16 protein-coding genes and 1 tRNA gene are annotated in these 16,706 nt (G+C 48.1%); all 17 read right to left on the bottom strand.

Features of this window, described 5'->3' with window-relative positions; all coding sequences use genetic code 11:
• Positions 1–68: 68 nt before the first annotated feature.
• Positions 69–2,561 (bottom strand): stage II sporulation protein E, encoded by a 2,493-nt coding sequence (gene spoIIE, locus KJS69_RS27445; protein ID WP_213587142.1) that lies wholly within the window; start codon positions 2,559–2,561, stop codon positions 69–71.
• A 320-nt stretch (positions 2,562–2,881) separates the two neighbouring features.
• A tRNA-Met gene (locus tag KJS69_RS27440) sits at positions 2,882–2,955 on the bottom strand.
• Between the two features lie 125 nt (positions 2,956–3,080).
• The gene (locus KJS69_RS27435) at positions 3,081–3,560 is read right to left on the bottom strand and encodes a S1 domain-containing RNA-binding protein (protein WP_213587140.1); all 480 of its coding nucleotides are present in this window, start codon (positions 3,558–3,560) and stop codon (positions 3,081–3,083) included.
• Between the two features lie 89 nt (positions 3,561–3,649).
• Entirely contained in the window at positions 3,650–3,976 is a 327-nt protein-coding gene (locus tag KJS69_RS27430; RefSeq protein ID WP_213587138.1) for an FtsB family cell division protein, read from the bottom strand.
• A gap of 16 nt (positions 3,977–3,992) precedes the next feature.
• Positions 3,993–4,571 carry a spore cortex biosynthesis protein YabQ gene (yabQ, locus tag KJS69_RS27425; protein WP_213587136.1) on the bottom strand — a complete coding sequence of 193 codons (579 nt, stop codon included), beginning with the start codon at positions 4,569–4,571 and terminating at the stop codon, positions 3,993–3,995.
• The gene (yabP, locus tag KJS69_RS27420; RefSeq protein ID WP_213587134.1) at positions 4,568–4,849 is read right to left on the bottom strand and encodes a sporulation protein YabP; all 282 of its coding nucleotides are present in this window, start codon (positions 4,847–4,849) and stop codon (positions 4,568–4,570) included. Before yabP ends, yabQ begins: the two co-directional genes overlap by 4 nt.
• 138 nt (positions 4,850–4,987) lie before the next feature.
• Positions 4,988–5,251, bottom strand: a complete 264-nt coding sequence (locus KJS69_RS27415; protein WP_213587132.1) for an RNA-binding S4 domain-containing protein — start codon at positions 5,249–5,251, stop codon at positions 4,988–4,990.
• Entirely contained in the window at positions 5,251–5,523 is a 273-nt protein-coding gene (locus KJS69_RS27410) for an HU family DNA-binding protein (protein ID WP_213587129.1), read from the bottom strand. The genes KJS69_RS27415 and KJS69_RS27410 overlap by 1 nt, the downstream gene beginning before the upstream one ends.
• 101 nt (positions 5,524–5,624) lie before the next feature.
• Complete coding sequence (gene yabN / locus KJS69_RS27405) at positions 5,625–7,097, bottom strand: bifunctional methyltransferase/pyrophosphohydrolase YabN (RefSeq protein WP_213587127.1); 1,473 nt, start codon at positions 7,095–7,097, stop codon at positions 5,625–5,627.
• A gap of 31 nt (positions 7,098–7,128) precedes the next feature.
• Entirely contained in the window at positions 7,129–8,907 is a 1,779-nt protein-coding gene (locus KJS69_RS27400; RefSeq protein WP_249730732.1) for a putative polysaccharide biosynthesis protein, read from the bottom strand.
• Between the two features lie 144 nt (positions 8,908–9,051).
• Positions 9,052–9,594: a stage V sporulation protein T gene (gene spoVT / locus KJS69_RS27395; protein WP_213587123.1), complete on the bottom strand. Its 543-nt coding sequence runs from the start codon at positions 9,592–9,594 to the stop codon at positions 9,052–9,054.
• A 369-nt stretch (positions 9,595–9,963) separates the two neighbouring features.
• On the bottom strand, positions 9,964–11,058 hold the full coding sequence (locus KJS69_RS27390) for a peptidylprolyl isomerase (protein WP_213587121.1): 1,095 nt from the start codon (positions 11,056–11,058) through the stop codon (positions 9,964–9,966).
• Positions 11,045–14,566 (bottom strand): transcription-repair coupling factor, encoded by a 3,522-nt coding sequence (gene mfd, locus KJS69_RS27385; RefSeq protein ID WP_213587119.1) that lies wholly within the window; start codon positions 14,564–14,566, stop codon positions 11,045–11,047. The genes KJS69_RS27390 and mfd overlap by 14 nt, the downstream gene beginning before the upstream one ends.
• Before the next feature lie 99 nt (positions 14,567–14,665).
• Complete coding sequence (gene fin / locus KJS69_RS27380; RefSeq protein WP_213587116.1) at positions 14,666–14,896, bottom strand: anti-sigma-F factor Fin; 231 nt, start codon at positions 14,894–14,896, stop codon at positions 14,666–14,668.
• A gap of 92 nt (positions 14,897–14,988) precedes the next feature.
• Positions 14,989–15,549 carry an aminoacyl-tRNA hydrolase gene (gene pth / locus KJS69_RS27375; protein WP_213587114.1) on the bottom strand — a complete coding sequence of 187 codons (561 nt, stop codon included), beginning with the start codon at positions 15,547–15,549 and terminating at the stop codon, positions 14,989–14,991.
• A gap of 29 nt (positions 15,550–15,578) precedes the next feature.
• Positions 15,579–15,692, bottom strand: coding sequence for a zinc ribbon domain-containing protein (locus tag KJS69_RS27370; protein ID WP_374706748.1), 114 nt, complete (start codon positions 15,690–15,692; stop codon positions 15,579–15,581).
• A 312-nt stretch (positions 15,693–16,004) separates the two neighbouring features.
• Positions 16,005–16,619 carry a 50S ribosomal protein L25/general stress protein Ctc gene (locus tag KJS69_RS27365; RefSeq protein WP_213587112.1) on the bottom strand — a complete coding sequence of 205 codons (615 nt, stop codon included), beginning with the start codon at positions 16,617–16,619 and terminating at the stop codon, positions 16,005–16,007.
• Positions 16,620–16,706: the final 87 nt, after the last annotated feature.

Raw genomic sequence — 16,706 nt, 5'->3', positions numbered from 1 at the left:
ACGCTTAGAACCGCATAGAATCAAGACTAGCTATACACCCCCTTTTACCTAGACATGCCATAGCCCCCCTAGCTAACCACTTTAGGCCGTTCAATACGGGACACGCCAGGCCAGCTGAACGTAGCCCATTCCGGCTGAAACCTTTCGATTTTAGCTACTATGACTGTCATATCATCCAAGATATCCCCATTCTGATAGCGCACAATTCTTTCTAACAAACAATCAGCGAAGTCTTGTGGGTCTGCGAGCTCCATCTCTTGAATAACCCTTTTCATCCACATCTCTTTATTCACTGCATACCCAGGAGCATCGTATATTCCGTCCGTCATCATTATAAGTACGTCTCCCGGCTTCAGTTGAACGCTGACGAGATCCACGTCAATTTCCTGTAATATTCCAACGGGCAAATTGTTTGCCATAATAGATATCACTTCATTCTCCCGTTTGATGAAGCTCGGTGTCGATCCAATCTTCATAAAAGTCGTCTGTGCACTATAAAGATCGATCAGAGCCATATCGACAGTTGCGAATATTTCGTCCGGTGAACGAAGCATCAAGACGGAATTGACGGATTTAATCGCCAGCTTCTCATCCATCCCCGATTGCAGCAGCTGCTGCAAAATATTAAGCGCCGTACTGCTCTCCGCCCGTGCCCGTTCACCGTTGCCCATCCCGTCGCTTAGCGCTACCGCGAACTTGCCGTTACCCAGCTCCACTGTGCTGAAGCTGTCGCCCGACAGCAGATCCCCTCCTTTAGCTGCACCGGCAATCCCGGTCTCCACCTCATATTCCTTCGCTGAGCCAAACATGACCGTATAGTACCCGTCTCCCCTGTCAGAAGCATACTCCCTCTTGACCGCTATATTTTCCCCTATAATATCAGATAACAGGGGGGCGACGATTTTCCGGCATTCATCATAGCCCTTCAAATATTGGTGAACGACTTCAATTTCTACATTTCCCTCCTCCAAATTAATAATTTCTATACTATGAATAGATAGTCCCAGCTCCTCCAGTGCGCTGCGGATTTGCTCCTCTTGCAAAAATAATTCCTGTCCCTCCCTTTTAATTTCTTTGGCCAAATCCTCCATCACCTGGGAAACGCCGGTTAATTGATCGGCTACGAGCTGACGGCTCTCTAATATTTGCTTTTTCCAGTGTAAATTATTTTTATGAAGCTGGTACTCGTGAATCATCGTATTCAATACCCGCTCCGTCTTAATGCATGCGCGGGTCCATTCCTTCGGGATTTCCCGCTTAGAAGGGGCTTCGTCTTTATCAATTGCGGACATCATATCCGTCATGTATTTATAGGTTTTGTCAAAATCCCGGCTCCAGCAAGCATCGCGTTTGCCGCAATTGGAACAGAATTTGCCGGATACGGTATTCATAAAGTGTTCCACCTCGCCCTCCCGGTTAACGGCGTAGCCTTCTGTCGTCAGCTGTTTAAAGCTGCGTGACAATTGGCGGAACACTTCAGAAAATTGTTGCACCCTTTCCGCAGTAATATCTCTTACCCGCTTTGCATAATCATAATGAGATTTTAAATTTTCCTGAGTACCCGGAATATACATAGCCAACGTTTGAATAACGCTTCTTGGCGTTAATAAAAATAGAAGCACAGCCGCCGTCGATTCCCAGGTAGAGTGCAAAAAAGCCGTCTGATCGCCAATATAAATAGATAGGATCGAAGAACCGATCAGCATGCCCAGCGCCACTGCCAGACGACCGCCCTCTTTCATCAATCCGGCCAGCATCCCGGCAAAAGCAAGCAGACTCATCTGATAAATAGCGTTTACATTCGCCAGGCTAAGAATCAAGCCTGTAATGACCCCGACAGAAGCCCCCAAGGGTGCTCCCCCGACAAGAGCAAATAATAGAATCAAGTATCTGGAGAGCACATGCTCTACCGTAACATTGCCGACGATCCAGCCCACCGTACCTGTCATAACCGAAGCTAGCAAAATAATCAAACATATGATTTCATCCGTTTTTAGGCCATGCTTTTTGCGAGCCAGAGTAAATACCGGGACGGCTTGAACGAAAATCAGTGTCAAAATCAAGCTCAGCACCGATTCTATCCCCGTCATCATAAGTGTATACCACGACAAATTCGCTGCCACAAGATAGCTGAACAGCTTCACCGAGAAATTGGTTATGAACACCAATAGAGGAACATGAGACAGCTCGGCCTTCTCGTATTTCTCCAATCCTTTTTGAATAAGAAGAAATACAAGCATCTGCGCCACTATGTACCCTGCATTGCCATGGCTGGACAATAGGCTTCCCGCACACAGGGCCATTCCTACCCAATGAAGCAAATCCTTGCGAACATAATAAAAGACAGCAAAGTAAGCAATTGCAAAAGGCGAGAGCTCATCCAGAATCGTTGCCCTCCCCAGCAAGAAGGCAATAACGACAAGCAGAACGGCCCACCGCTTGACCAACCAAGCTTGCATTATCCGACTGTCCGTCAGACGTTGCCTTGTACCTAGCTTGATCTGTCTCAGCCATGAAGAGCAATGTTCCTTCATTTCATGTACACTTGATTGCTTTTGCATAGATTGGACACCACCTAACCGGATTTCTTGTGTCCTCTATTATAGGGAGAATCTATTAGAAAGTTTGTCAGAATGAGAGGATAGAATCGAAAAAGTTTCCGACAAAAAATACGCAGAACCCGCTCTTTTTAGCGCGAAAAAACGAGGTCAAGGCTACCGAATTCTGCGTTTTGTAGTAGCCTGTGCCAGTTTAGGGCGAGGGAAGCCGCCAATCTTGCCGAGCGCTCGTGTCGAAGCAGGGACGGTTCTCAAAAAAAAAAGCTCCCGGAATTCGGAAGCCGTCTGAGATAGGAATATATAAACGAGAAGACTAACTATAATAGCGGCGGAGGGGATCGAACCCCCGACCTCACGGGTATGAACCGTACGCTCTAGCCAGCTGAGCTACGCCGCCATAACAAGCAATACTATATACCAAATCCAACCTGAAAGTCAAGTCCTGCCCGGCTGCCGATTCAAGGAGCTGGGAACAGATAAGCCCGCAAACCCGTCACTGGGCTTGCGGACAAATTTCGTATATTAATCGCGTCTAGCGCCTCTCCCTCCACGCTTTGACTCCGTGTTTTTCTTGAGAGACGAGATGCGTTCCTCGCTATCTTTTAAAAATCTGACCATCTTATCCTCAAAGGAAGACTTGCCAATGGGAGGTTTAAATGGGCGTCCACCTCGGTCATTGCCGCGGTACCCTCCGCCTTCTCTTCGATCCCCATACGATCCGCCGCCATGACGTTCCGGACGAGCAGGCCTTTCAGCTGCCGGAGGCTTATCAACAGCTTGTTTGATTGATAAACCGATTTTACCGTCTTTGTCGACATTGATCACCTTGACCATAACTGTATCGTTCAGCTTCAAGTGATCGTTGACATCCTTAACATAGTTATCGGCTATCTCCGAGATGTGAACGAGGCCAGTTCCTCCCTCAGGAAGCTCGACGAAAGCTCCAAAGTGAGTGATCCCTGTCACCTTTCCTTCTAATTTGGTGCCCACTTCAATTGCCATAAATGATTATGTTCCTCCCTTAGAAAATTCAAAACACTGGCTATGGAGATTATACATGAAGCGGAATTAGAGGTCAACAAGGCAAAGGTCTAGGGAGACGGTTTCGCGATATCAAATATCGTTTCGCCTTCCCGGGCAACCTGAAGATCCTTACGAGCCTTCTCTTCCTTATATTCCGGATCGTTTAACCGGCTTAGTTCTTTCTTTGATTCTTCGTTCAATTTTTCAACTTCTGCCAGCTTGGTTTCGAGTACTGCGAGTTTCTCCGAATTCTCGGCGAGCTTGTCCGATTGGTCCCAGACGGTTACGCATGCCCATATCAACACACAGAAAACAGCGATCATCAGCAGACGTATCCGCCGGCGAGCGCCGATCATGGAATTATTTTTCGTGGATGTATTTCTTACCTGTACCATGGAATCCCGCTTCCTCCTATGATTTTCGGAACCATTTTAGAAAAAAATGACGAATGGCCCTCCACCCGTTTGTCGCCCACCGGGGCCAACGAATCTTGCTCCACACCAGCAAAAACGGACGAATGAATAACCGGATGACGGGGTATAATAATTTTACCACAATTTTGTATACGAAAATAGCAATTGCCGTCAAAAAGCCAATAAGAATGATTAAACATTTGTAAAGCAGTTGAATCGGTTTGATTATAAAGATTTCGATTAGTCTCCGCAACAGCTTGACGAGCCAAATAATAAAGCGGATGATGGCCCGGATGACGTAAACTGTTCCCTCTCTCAAAAAGGCCCAGTAGAAGGTTCCGCCCGCTAACAGGCCTATAAATATAAACAACCGGAGTTGTCCCTGGTTGCTGTAATACAGCACGCGAAAAACCGATACCGTAACAACGCCCCAATAAATTAAATCAAGGATGGAAATAAGCCAGCGCGGCACGCGAAGCTGCCCAGTCAGCACGCGATAGACTTCAAACAGAATGCCCATACCGATTCCGCTGGCGAACATCGTACCCATGGTGAGAAACTGAATGTGCAGTGTCACTTGAACAGTTTACCGAACAAGCCTTTTGATTTTCCCTGGGTTCCCGTTTCTAAATAGGCCAGTGCGTGGACCAAGCCTTCAATGGCTACAAGACCTTGTTCCAGACTTAGATTTTTGATGTGTAAATTCTGGCCCTTGATAGTCAGAAATCCGCATTCCGTTTCCAGCAAGAACTCTTCGCTGTCAAAGCTTTCGACATTCAATACACCGGAGATTTCCAGCAGCTTCCGATTTAGCATCTTTACTTCCTGCCGCTTCACTTTTCCCTGTTCCACCATGGCATGTACCCCTCCCTCTAACATTACCTTATGGGGGGATGTCCGATTTTAGAACCAGTGAAACGATAGTTTGTTAGTAAAAATCTGGAAGCCACTGGTAGAAAAAAGAGACTAATTTAAACTTAGTCTCTTAATCTTTCATTCGTTTGTCCGGGGCTCTTCTCGCAGCAAAGTATACATCAAGGCTGCATCTTCTTTACGAGTCGATTCGGAGAGCTTGTCCACCCGCACAACGACATTCTTCTGACCGAATTGAATCGTAAGCTCATCACCAACCTGGACTGTGCTGCTTGCTTTAGCTTCCCGTCCATTGATCCATACTCTCCCCTGTTCCGAAACGTCCTTAGCTACCGTACGCCTCTTGATCAGACGGGAGACCTTCAAATACTTATCAAGCCTCATTACTTAACGGCTTCTTTAAGTTTGTTGCCCGCTTTAAAGGCCGGTACAATCGATTCAGGAATAGCGATTTCTTTACCGGTTTGAGGGTTGCGTCCGGTCCGTCCGGAACGTTTGCGAGTTTCGAAAGTTCCGAAACCGATCAATTGGACTTTTTCCCCGCTGGAAAGGGCGTCGGTGATTTCTCCCAGAAGTCCGTTTAATACAGATTCTACATCTTTCTTAGCCAGTCCGCTTTTTTGAGCGATGTTATTTACCAAATCCGTTTTATTCATAGTTTGTTACCTCCCAAATTGTCATTAGTCCACATTAAGGATATGCCATATGCCTTAAGTATTCTTTGTGGATTAGGAAAATCCTGCTGCCAAAAAACATTTTACAAAACTTTTTTTGCTTTTTGCCAGTAGGCTTCCATCTCTTGTAAATCAGTTTGGTCAAAAGTTTTTCCGTTTAAACGCAGTTGCTCCTCAATATACTCAAATCTTTGCATAAATTTTCGATTTGTTCCGGCGAGGGCTTCTTCCGGATCGATCTTCAGGAATCGGGCAAGATTTACAACCGCAAATAGCAAATCTCCAAGCTCCGCTTTACGGGCATCGGCATCCTGCGCTTCTCGAAGTTCTTCGAGCTCCTCCTGGATTTTAGCGTACACCCCTTCCAGGTCCGGCCAGTCGAATCCGACCTTGGCCGCCCGTTTTTGCAGCTTAATGGCCTTGTGCAGAGCAGGCAAATCTCTTGGTATGCCGGCAAGAATGGAGATTTGATCGGGATCGATGCCTTTGCTTTTCTTCTCTTCCTGCTTCATCTGCTGCCAATTGGACAATGCCTCACCGGCATTATGGGCGGAGCTTTCCCCGAACACATGCGGATGTCGGCGAACGAGCTTGTCATTCAAGCCTTGAATGACATCGCGGATAGAGAACGTGCCGGCCTCTTCTTCCATCTGCGCATGCATGACCACCTGCAGCAGCAAATCGCCAAGCTCCTCACACATCGCTTCGGGATCGTCATCATCAATCGTCTCCAGCACTTCATACGTTTCCTCAATCAGATTGCCGCGTATGCTGGCATGGGTCTGGTCCCTGTCCCACGGGCAGCCATCCGGACTCCGAAGAATGGCAACAATGTCGCGCAGGCGGGTGAAGGTACGATGGAAGAGCTCCCTGCTATCTGCTTTAGGAACCCAGATCACAGATAGATTGCCGTATCCGCTCAACCGATCAAGCTCATACAAGGCTGCTTCGGAAATAATCTCCTTCCCATCCACTCCAAGGGAATGGCCTACAAAAACCTTATAATCATCCGGGTAAAGCTCCATAAGCGTTAGTTTGACATCCGAAGCGATGAAGGAATCATAGACCTGGGCAATGATCGTATGAAGCGCCGGGTTGAGCTGTCCTTCCTGCAGACTGGTTCCGTCGAGCAGTTGAAATCCTTCAATAGGGTCGAACCCGAACCGGAGAAAAGTCTGATCAAGAAAGCTTTCTCCTCCCATAATGCTTAGCCCGATCCCCGCGTTCGGACATCTCTGTCTCAGCAATTGGGTCGTTCGCTCCGCTACCGAGGGATGACCGGGCAGAGCATAGACGATTTCTTCCCCGCTTTGCCGGGCTAATTCAACAAGTCGATCCGCAATTTTTCCGTAAACTTCCTCGAATGTCGGCACCTGCTCGTAGAGCTTATCAAATGATTCGTAAGCGATCCCGTTTTTGCGTATGTACCCGACCACTGGATGTTCTTCGGTGCGCAAATAAAGCTTTGGAGCTTGCTGCAGCTTATTCCAAATTCCCAAGGTCAATTGGCTTTCGTCTCCCGTTCCCAAGCCAACGACTGTAATATGAGCGGACACGGGCAACCCTCCTAAGTGTATTAAACCAAATTTACTTCCATAAACCTATTCGAACCAATATAGGCTCTGCTTTTTGTCCTATGCTGGGAACCAGCGCCAATTCGGAACGGCTGATGGCCCCTGTTTTGAACAAGGCGAGCAAGTAAACGATGCCGCCTGCAGCTACTGCCGCTAAACTAAGGATAGTATTATGAATTCTTAACGACAACCCCGGAGTCCAGACCTTCATCATCGCATCCAGACCGAAATAAATAATGAATATGGCTCCACACATACAGACCACCGCCAGCAGCGGCCTATAAATCGCGGAGGAGGCAGAAATACGGACCCTGGCGTGTTTATATAAATAGCGGTAATTCAAGCCGCTAGCCGTACCGTAAGCAAGAACTGCAGCCACCGCCGCCCCTTGAATCCCCCACAGCGGCATGAGAAGCAGATTGAGTGCGATTTTGATCACGACTCCAACGAGCAGGTGAATCACTGGAACCTTGACAGCTCCCATCCCTTGCAGAATGCTTGACGTGACAATATTAACTGTGCTAAATCCTGCTGTAAAGGCAAGCAGCGCCATCGCTTCCCAGCCTTCAGCCGATTTAAAAAACATAATATTCAGCGGAATAGCCGTTGCCGCCAGCCCAAAGGATGCGGCTAAGCCAATAAGCCAGGTGAATCGGATCGCCAATTCCGAACGAACACGGATCACCTCGGGCTCATTGCGAATTTTCGCCACGGCAATGGCCGGGATCAAAGCGGCGGACATAGAAGTAGCGATCATCGATACGAGCTGGACAAGAGGCAGTCCGTGATTGTATAGGCCGAAGGCATACATTGCACCTGCTTCGTCCGTCCCGCGGACCATCAGAAGTCGCGGCATCGTGAACGTGTCGACCAACGTCAACAACGGAACGACCAGAGAGCCAAGACAAATCGGAAGCGCATATCGGAGAAATCGGCGGATAACTGAAGAAGCAGGCTCTACTGGCCCTTCGCTCCCCATGGCGGAAGGACGTTTTCCTTCTTCGGCTGATGTGGCATATTCATCGTCTTCCACGGCCTGCTTCGGCTTCGAGTTCGAATCCCGGCTCAGCTCCCGGTTCGACTCCGAGTTAAACTCGTCCCGCGGCCCAATTGCCGGGAAATCCGGCTCTCGCCGTCTCCACCAATATAGCAGCATGACGATTAATCCTGCTGCAGCCCCTACCGCGGAACCAAAGGTCGCTCCGGCAGCTATCCAGTCGTCCGTCCTGCCCAATCTCGTAAAATACAACAAAAGCACAATCATTGTGCACACTCGCACAAATTGCTCAACTACCTGGGAAACCGCTGTGGGGACCATATTCTGGATACCCTGAAAATATCCTCTTAAAGCAGCCATCACAGGCACAAGCAGAAGAGCGAAAGAAACACTGCGGATGGCCTTCTCCGTCTGGCCTACTCCCATCCAAGAAGCAATGAATCCCGAACCGGCATATAAAAGGAGAAAACAAAGCAATCCCGTTACACTCAGGACAGCCGTAGCTAATTTAAATATTCTTTTGGCTTCGTCGTGACGTCCCAGAACCGTCTGTTCTGAAACAAATTTGGAGACAGCTATAGGGATTCCGGCCGTAGCCACAGTCAAAATCAGAATATATAAAGGGTACACCGCATTGTAAATTCCAAATACGCCGTCTCCCGCCATGTTTTGCAGAGGAATCTTTTGCAATGTCCCGAGCAGCTTCGAAATGATGGCAGCCGCACCGAGAACGGCGGCTCCTTTGAGGAGACTTTTACCGGGAACATCCGCCTCCGGCTTACGAGTATTATTCATAGAGAATTCCCATCTTCCATGCCATTTCCATAAAACGGATGTCCCCATTATAACTCATCCTTTGGCAAATTGAAAAAGCCTCCTGTACAGAAGGTGACATCACCTTACCTTAAGGAAGCCCAAGAAGGATGGATAAACCGTTAATTACTGCTCCATCTGTTTAGCTAAAAATCCAGCAGCCGTTTCCGCCATTTTGAGCTCCATCTGGCTCATTTTCGCCGATTCATCTTTGCTGCACATGATGACCGCTCCGATAGGGTCTCCTCCCGCTACAATCGGCGCAATGACATAAGATGAGTAATTTTCCTTCATATCTTTGCATATGTCATACGAGCCAGGGTTGCTTTCCAGCACCGATTTACGGCTCTCCATGGAGCTCTCCACCAAAGCACCGATTTGTTTCTCCATGTAATCCTTCTTCGACGCGCCGGACACGGCAATAATCGTATCGCGGTCGGAGATTAGAATAACATGGTTAGTGCTCTCATACAAAGACTCCGCATACTCTTTGGCGAAATCGCCAAGCTCGCCGATCGGCGAATATTTCTTTAGGATAACCTCTCCATCTCTGTCTACAAAAATTTCCAACGGATCTCCTTCCCTAATCCTGAGGGTTCGACGGATTTCTTTAGGGATGACCACGCGGCCTAAATCGTCTATTCGACGAACGATTCCAGTTGCTTTCATATTGTCGTTGATGCCTCTCTTTCCTTTGATGAAGTCAGATTCACTGGAGAAAAAGTGTATTTAAAGTATTCTTCGATTTCCAAAATCTTATACATTTCAAACTGTAGATCCGGTATTAAAGATAAATATCCACTCCATGCACTGTTAATTGCCGACACTATGGAAATCCATAGAACTTTGAAAGCCGCCCAGCATTTGACGAATATTGGAATTTCGCAGCTGTTCTACCCTCGAGCTTCTTCTATTATCCCCTTCCGTCAGTTTCCCCCTCTCACAAGTTTCCGACCGCTATTCCCCTCAGTCAGCCTCACCAAGAACAAGCTGCTACAAAAAACAAGCATCCCTATGAAGGAATGCTTGTCCAATGGATTATTGAGCAGCAGGGGAAGCCGATGGGTCCGGCGACTCGGTTGGAGTTCCCCCGTCAGCAGGCTTGTCTGATTCCGGAGCTTCACCAGAATCAGGCGTTTCCGCCTCAGGCGCTTCCGGCTCCGGCAGATTGGTTTTAAAGTCATAGTTAGGCAGTTCAGTCTCAATGAATGTACCGATTTGCTCGGAGGTGATGGATTCCCGAATTTTATCCTTAACCTCATCCAATGGGCGCGGCGCTCTGGAATCCACTCTCATAATATGGTATCCATATTGAGTTTCGATCGGATCGCTGATCGTGTTTACAGGCAGCTCTTCCGCCGCTTGTTGGAACTCAGGGACCCATTTTTTGGCAGATAATGGTTCGTTCTCATATTTACCACCGTTTTCTTTGGAGCCCTGATCATCCGAATACTGCTTCGCCAGCTCGGCGAAATCGGCTCCCCCATCCAGCATGCCTTTGACTTCATTGGCACGAGTAAGAGCCTCTTCCTTAGTTCGGATCTCTTTCCCCTCCGGATCTTGCGTTCCAATAAGAATATGGCTGACGGTTGCGATATCCAACACTTTCTCGCTCACGAGATTATCATAATATTCTTGTACTTGTTCATCTGTTACTTTACTGTCGAGATCAGTCATGACTACCATACTGCTTTGAATATAGTTTTCCAAATCTTTTTCGGTAATGTTCAGTTCCTTCAATCGATCCTTCAGAGCGTCCTTGCCCTGAGTTTCGTAGAAGCCTTTAATTTCTTCCATTTGCTTCGAAACCTCAGCCTCGGCTTTCTTCTTGCTCTCCTCGGATACTTGTCCCATCATAATGTCCAAAGCGGCCATTTGTTTAAGCAAATATTCCTGAAATTCCGGAATTTCCTTGACAGATGCAAATTGAGGATCAAACAGAGTAACCGTGTTGACAAAAGTATCGAACTCTTTTTGCGTGACGGACCCGCCTTTATAGGTGGCCAAATCTACATCCTGTGCTCCGGCCCCGGGTTTGTTCTTGTCCCCACAGGCGCTCAACATAGCCATGATCAGTAGCAGGGCAAGGCTTATGACAAGCACTCTAGTCTTGCTGCGTTTATTTGACGGCATTTTGCAATTCTCCCTTCTCTTTAAAAGCCTCCCTGTATTGTACCAAAAACCGGTCTAACAATGCTATGGATTGTTCTGGCTTGAGACCTTTGCATTTGAGAGTGATTTCAATTTGAGCTCCGGGTTTCACTTTCATGCGGCCTTCAAACTGCTGGGATAACGCCACCAGCTTCTTCCCTTCGATCGCTCCGTTTTGACTGGAATGAATCCGCAAAGTATAGTCGTCCCCTTTTTGCACGATCGACTCTATCGCATACAGCGAGCCATAGACCTTCAACCTCGCCACCGCCAATAAATTGTTGACAGCCGGAGGCAGATCGCCGAACCGGTCCACGAGCTCTTCCTCGAGATCGGCAGCCTCTTCCAAAGTTGTGACATTCGCAACCTTCTTGTAAATCTCTATCTTCTGGATACTATCGTAAATATAATCCGACGGCAAATATGCGTCGATATGAAGATCGAGCTGAGTGTTCCAGAACGAGGGCTCCGGCTTCTCATCGCCGCCTAATTCCTGCTTGCGCTTAGCAATCTCCTCCGCCAGCATTTGAGAATAAAGGTCAAAGCCGACCGAAGCAATGAAGCCATGCTGCTCCGCCCCAAGCAGATTGCCCGCTCCGCGAATGGCCAAATCTCTCATTGCAATTTTAAACCCGGAGCCAAGCTCTGTAAATTCTTTTATAGCCTGCAGCCTTTTCTCGGCAACCTCGGTCAGCACCTTGTCCCGCTGATAGGTGAAGTAAGCGTAAGCGATCCGGTTCGAACGCCCTACTCTTCCGCGCAGCTGATAAAGCTGGGACAGCCCCATTTTATCGGCATCGTGAACGATCAGCGTGTTGACGTTAGGAATGTCGACCCCGGTTTCAATAATACTCGTGCTCACAAGCACATCGTATTCCCCGTCCAGGAAGTCGAGAATCGTTCTCTCCAACTCCTGCTCGGACATTTGTCCGTGAGCAACCGCCACTTTGGCATCCGGAACCAGCATCGATATCTGGTCGGCAATTTGTTGAATCCCCTGCACCCGGTTAAATAAATAATAAACCTGACCTTCTCTCGCCAATTCCCGCTCGATCGCCTCACGGACCAGAGCGTTGCTGTGCTCCACCACATAAGTTTGCACCGGAAAGCGATTCTCCGGAGGAGTCTCTATGACGGACAGGTCCCGGACCCCCAGCATAGACATATGCAGAGTACGCGGAATAGGAGTAGCAGTCAATGTCAGAACATCGACGTTTGTTTTAAACCGTTTGAGCTTCTCTTTATGGGAAACCCCGAATCTTTGCTCCTCATCGACAATCAGCAATCCCAGCTCTTTGAATACTATATCTGCCGACAACAGCCGATGAGTTCCAATGACGATATCGACGGTCCCCGTCTTAATTCCTTTTATAGTTTCGTTCTGTTCCTTCTTGGAACGAAAACGGCTCAGTACTTGAATGTTGAACGGATATTCGGCGAACCGCTCACGGAAGGTTTCATAGTGCTGCTGCGCCAAAATAGTCGTCGGGACGAGAACGGCCACCTGCTTGCCGTCTATAGCGGCTTTGAAAGCCGCGCGAATGGCCACCTCGGTTTTGCCGTAACCGACATCGCCGCAAAGCAAGCGATCCATGGGGCGCAACTGCTCCATATCCTGCTTTATCTCTTCAATCGCCCGATTCTGATCCGGAGTCTCATCGTACGGAAACAGACTCTCGAATTGCTGCTGATACGGCGTATCCTTGGAGAAAGGATATCCTTGAGTAGATTGTCTCTCCGCATAAAGCTTAATCAGATCATCCGCGATATCTTTAACCGAAGAGCGTACCTTGCTCTTGACCCGGTTCCATTCTGTTCCGCCCAGCTTATAAACCTTCGGCTCTTTTTCTTCCGAACCGACGTATTTTTGGATTAACTCGATTTGATCGATAGGGACGGACAGCTTATCTCCGCCAGCATACAAGATATGCAAATAATCTTTATGGATTCCGTTGATTTCCAGAGTCCCAATGCCGACGTACTTGCCAATCCCATGGTTGACGTGTACGACATAATCGCCAACCTTCAGTTCCTGGTAGTTCTTGATCCGTTCCGCATTTTCGATTTTCTTGTCTACTTTGCGGGCTTTGCGCTGCTTCTGGGAAAACATCTCCCCTTCGGTCAGCACTACGAGATGGACGGAAGGCAGCTCAAAGCCACTCTGAAGGTTCCCGTTCAACAAAATCGGTTCATCGATTTTGTAATCCTGGAGCACCCGGCGCACTCTCTCCGTTCTTTCTTCTCCGCTGGCCAGCATAACTACCTTATAGCCGCTTTTTTTCCATCGCTCGGTTTCCGCTTTCAGCAGATTCATTTGACCATGGAAGTTTTGCATGGCCCGGCTCATAAAGTTGACAATATTTTGCGGCTGAGTTTGCGGAACCTGGCGAAGAAACAGAGAAACGTACAGGGTTGGGAACGGTCTGCGGTAGAGCAGCACGTCATGAGTTTTTGAAAGAACAAAGGACGGCAAGGTTTTGCCTTCTTCCAGCAAGCCTGTAACCCATTCGGCCTCATCCCTCTCCAGTTGCTTGGCGGTTTCCAGCAGCCGGGAAGGTTCATCCAGAATGAGCAAGGTATCCTTGTCCATATAATCCAGTAAAGTATGTCTTTCCGGATATAGGAGGGAAATATATTTGTAGATTCCAAGAAAAGATTGCCGCTCCCTCAACAGCTCTATGTCGCTTCGGATTTCCTCATCCAGCTTTTCCTTCGCTTGGCGATCCGTCATTTTGGCCAATTGCTCCTGGAGCAAATCATAAGCATGCTCGGCCGCATTAAGAAAACGCTTTCCTTCGGCAATAATCTCCTTGCTTGGGGGAATTACCAATGTATCTGTTTTATCTATGGAACGCTGATTAGTGACGTCAAACGTTCTAATGGAATCCACTTCGACATCAAACAGCTCTATTCGGTAAGGGGTTGGCGAGGTCAGTGGGAAAAGATCGATGATCCCGCCTCTCACACTCATTTCTCCCTTTTTCTCTACTTGGTCCACCCGTTCATAGCCTAACTCTGTCATACGGATCAGGAAAGAATCCAGATCCAGTTCCTCTCCAACTTTAACGGTGAACAGCGCCTCTGAGAAAACCTTGTTCTTTGGCAGCAGCTTACGCAAGCCTGCATAGGGAGTCACCAGAATTCCCCGGAATCCGGCGGACAAGCGCGTTAGCGCATCAATACGCTGGGCCAGCGTTTCCGGACTGGACACAGCCGTTTCCGCAGCAAGCAGCTCCTGAGCCGGGAATAGCAGCACCTGCTCGGAAGGAAGGAACTCATTCAGATCCTCCACAATCTTTTGCGCGGAAAACATATTATGCGTGACCACCAGAATCGGTTGCTTAAGCTCCTCGGCCAAAGCTGCGATCATTACCTGACGCGAGGAACCGGCCAAGCCGGCAATCAGCTGCTCTCGCATCCCGGATCGTAATCCGGATACGACGGTTTGGTATTCGGTGTCTTGAGACAACGCTTCAATTAGCGACCGCAATGAATTCACTCCTCTCGACAATCAAAAAGAAGCCTCGGCGGAACTGCCAAGGCCATTAACATTCCTCAGTAATAAACGCTCTATATGGACATATTCCGATTATTGCAGCGGGTTGCCCAGCAAGGAGAGCTCAGGGTTGGCCTCCAACGCTTCCTTGCAGTAATCGCAAGTGACTTTAACGGTGACATTCCCATCCGGGTTATACGATATTATATCTCTGCGTTCGCCGGGGGTCAAGAATTGAAACCCGAGCCGAGACTCGCTCACCATATCGCTATCAATCTGGCCTACGTTACTTCTGCAGTGTCTGCATATATAAATTATTGACATGTTTATGCCTCCCGGAGTCATCCTATTCCTTCTCAGTATGCCCGGATCTTATCAATTCTAAGCATGGAACAACAGGATGCAGACCGAGACGGCTAGCCGTTATATTTAGCCATCGTTTGCTCAAAGGTATGATCCAGCGAATAAACCATCGCCTCACATATTCGGTCCAGCGTATCCGGAAGCTGTTTGAATTCTTCTTTTGTAAAAGGAGACAGGACGTAATCGGCGATATCCGAGCCCGGAGCGGGACGGGAAATGCCAATTCTTATCCGGTCAAAGGTCTGGGTGCCTGTATGCTGAATGATCGATTTAATGCCGTTATGCCCTCCCGAGCTTCCCTGATACCGGAGTCGGTACTTACCGAAGGCGGTATCCAGATCGTCATAAAGAACGGTTACGTCCTCCAATTCCGATTTGTAGTAGTCCAGAAAAGCGCGTAGAGATTCCCCCGACAAATTCATATAGGTCATTGGCTTGATCAACCATACCTTCTTCCCCTGCACGACGCCTTCTCCCATCATAGCTTTGCATTTGTTTTGTTTAACCGCTATTCCGAATTCGCGCGCAAACCAATCTACTGCCATGAAGCCGACGTTATGTCTCGTATTTTCGTAGGCTCTCCCCGGATTACCGAGCCCGATAAAACATTTCATAGCCGAACACATCCACCTTTAAAAGTAAATTAAGCCTTATTTCGTTTCCCGCATTTAGGGCACTTTTGCGAAGTGTATGCAGGGTTTCCTTCTACAACTTGGATACCCGGCAATGCCGCCTTGTATGCGATAAACATTAGCAATTGATGAAACGTCCATCTTCTATATTCTTGTCCTATAGGTTGATTTTATCAGTATTCATGCACAACTACAACAAATCACTATAGGACAAGGGCTGTCTAAAGACAGCCCTTGTCCTAAGCCTATTCATCCCCTGCCTAAAGGCGAGGGCTTTCTTGGCTGAAGTTCTGTAAGGCACAGTCAAGAGAATCACCTTACAAATCAGGCATCCAAGGATGCAGAGCAGAAACAAATAGGGCCGAGTTCCTTTCTCAGTAAAAGGAACCGGGCCCAAATATGTACTGTCTCTTGAAGAAGCTCGACGATTTAATGATTTACTCCGGCTCCCCATTCGCCGGCTCTCCTTCTGCCTCCGCAGCAGGCGGTTCTTCCTCCTCATTTTTCTGAGGAGCCAGAATCGAGACGATCACCTCATCCGCCTCCGACAAAATCTCCAGCTCTTGGGGCGTATTCAATTGCGATACGGTAAAGTTATCCCCAATCCCTAAGCCGGACACATCGACAGCAATCGACGAGGGCAGGTGGCGGGGAAGACATTTGACCTCCAGCTCATGGGCTCGGACTTGCATAATGCCCCCTTCCTTAACTCCCTGAGCTTCTCCGGTAATTTCCACCGGAATCATGGAGCGGACAGGCTCATCCATACGAATCAGATGGAAATCGATATGGAGCAACTCCCCGGAAAGCGGCTCTTTCTGCAACTGCTGAATCATGACGGGCTGTTTGCCCCCGTCAGGCATCGTCATGTCGATAACCCCGTGAGTGTTCTTTCTTAGCAACTGTTCAAGCTCTTTTTTATTAACCGAAACGGAAACACTTCCCAAAGTTTTACCGTATACACTGCCGGGTACAAATCCTTCCTGCCTCAATCGCTTTCTTTCGGACTTCGTTAAATCAGGCCGTTGCTGCACGATCAAGGAAGCCGACATAAAAAGCACCTCCAAGCATAGATTAAAGAATATGCGGCCATAACGCCGAGCATATTACTTAATTGTTAATTTACCCTATAATTGGAG

The sequence above is a fragment of the Paenibacillus sp. J2TS4 genome (assembly GCF_018403245.1).
In the GTDB taxonomy this organism is placed as follows: domain Bacteria; phylum Bacillota; class Bacilli; order Paenibacillales; family NBRC-103111; genus Paenibacillus_L.
This window is presented reverse-complemented; position numbering and strand designations above follow the sequence as displayed.

Coding starts and splice junctions, on each gene's coding strand:
- KJS69_RS27365 (WP_213587112.1), bottom strand. CDS start 16,619: ATGTCGGCTTCCTTGATCGTGCAGCAACGGCCTGATTTAACGAAGTCC.
- KJS69_RS27390 (WP_213587121.1), bottom strand. CDS start 11,058: ATGCCGTCAAATAAACGCAGCAAGACTAGAGTGCTTGTCATAAGCCTT.
- yabP (WP_213587134.1), bottom strand. CDS start 4,849: ATGGTGGAACAGGGAAAAGTGAAGCGGCAGGAAGTAAAGATGCTAAAT.
- spoIIE (WP_213587142.1), bottom strand. CDS start 2,561: ATGCAAAAGCAATCAAGTGTACATGAAATGAAGGAACATTGCTCTTCA.
- KJS69_RS27415 (WP_213587132.1), bottom strand. CDS start 5,251: ATGAGGCTTGATAAGTATTTGAAGGTCTCCCGTCTGATCAAGAGGCGT.
- spoVT (WP_213587123.1), bottom strand. CDS start 9,594: ATGAAAGCAACTGGAATCGTTCGTCGAATAGACGATTTAGGCCGCGTG.
- fin (WP_213587116.1), bottom strand. CDS start 14,896: ATGTCAATAATTTATATATGCAGACACTGCAGAAGTAACGTAGGCCAG.
- KJS69_RS27400 (WP_249730732.1), bottom strand. CDS start 8,907: ATGAATAATACTCGTAAGCCGGAGGCGGATGTTCCCGGTAAAAGTCTC.
- KJS69_RS27435 (WP_213587140.1), bottom strand. CDS start 3,560: ATGGCAATTGAAGTGGGCACCAAATTAGAAGGAAAGGTGACAGGGATC.
- pth (WP_213587114.1), bottom strand. CDS start 15,549: ATGAAATGTTTTATCGGGCTCGGTAATCCGGGGAGAGCCTACGAAAAT.
- KJS69_RS27410 (WP_213587129.1), bottom strand. CDS start 5,523: ATGAATAAAACGGATTTGGTAAATAACATCGCTCAAAAAAGCGGACTG.
- KJS69_RS27430 (WP_213587138.1), bottom strand. CDS start 3,976: ATGGTACAGGTAAGAAATACATCCACGAAAAATAATTCCATGATCGGC.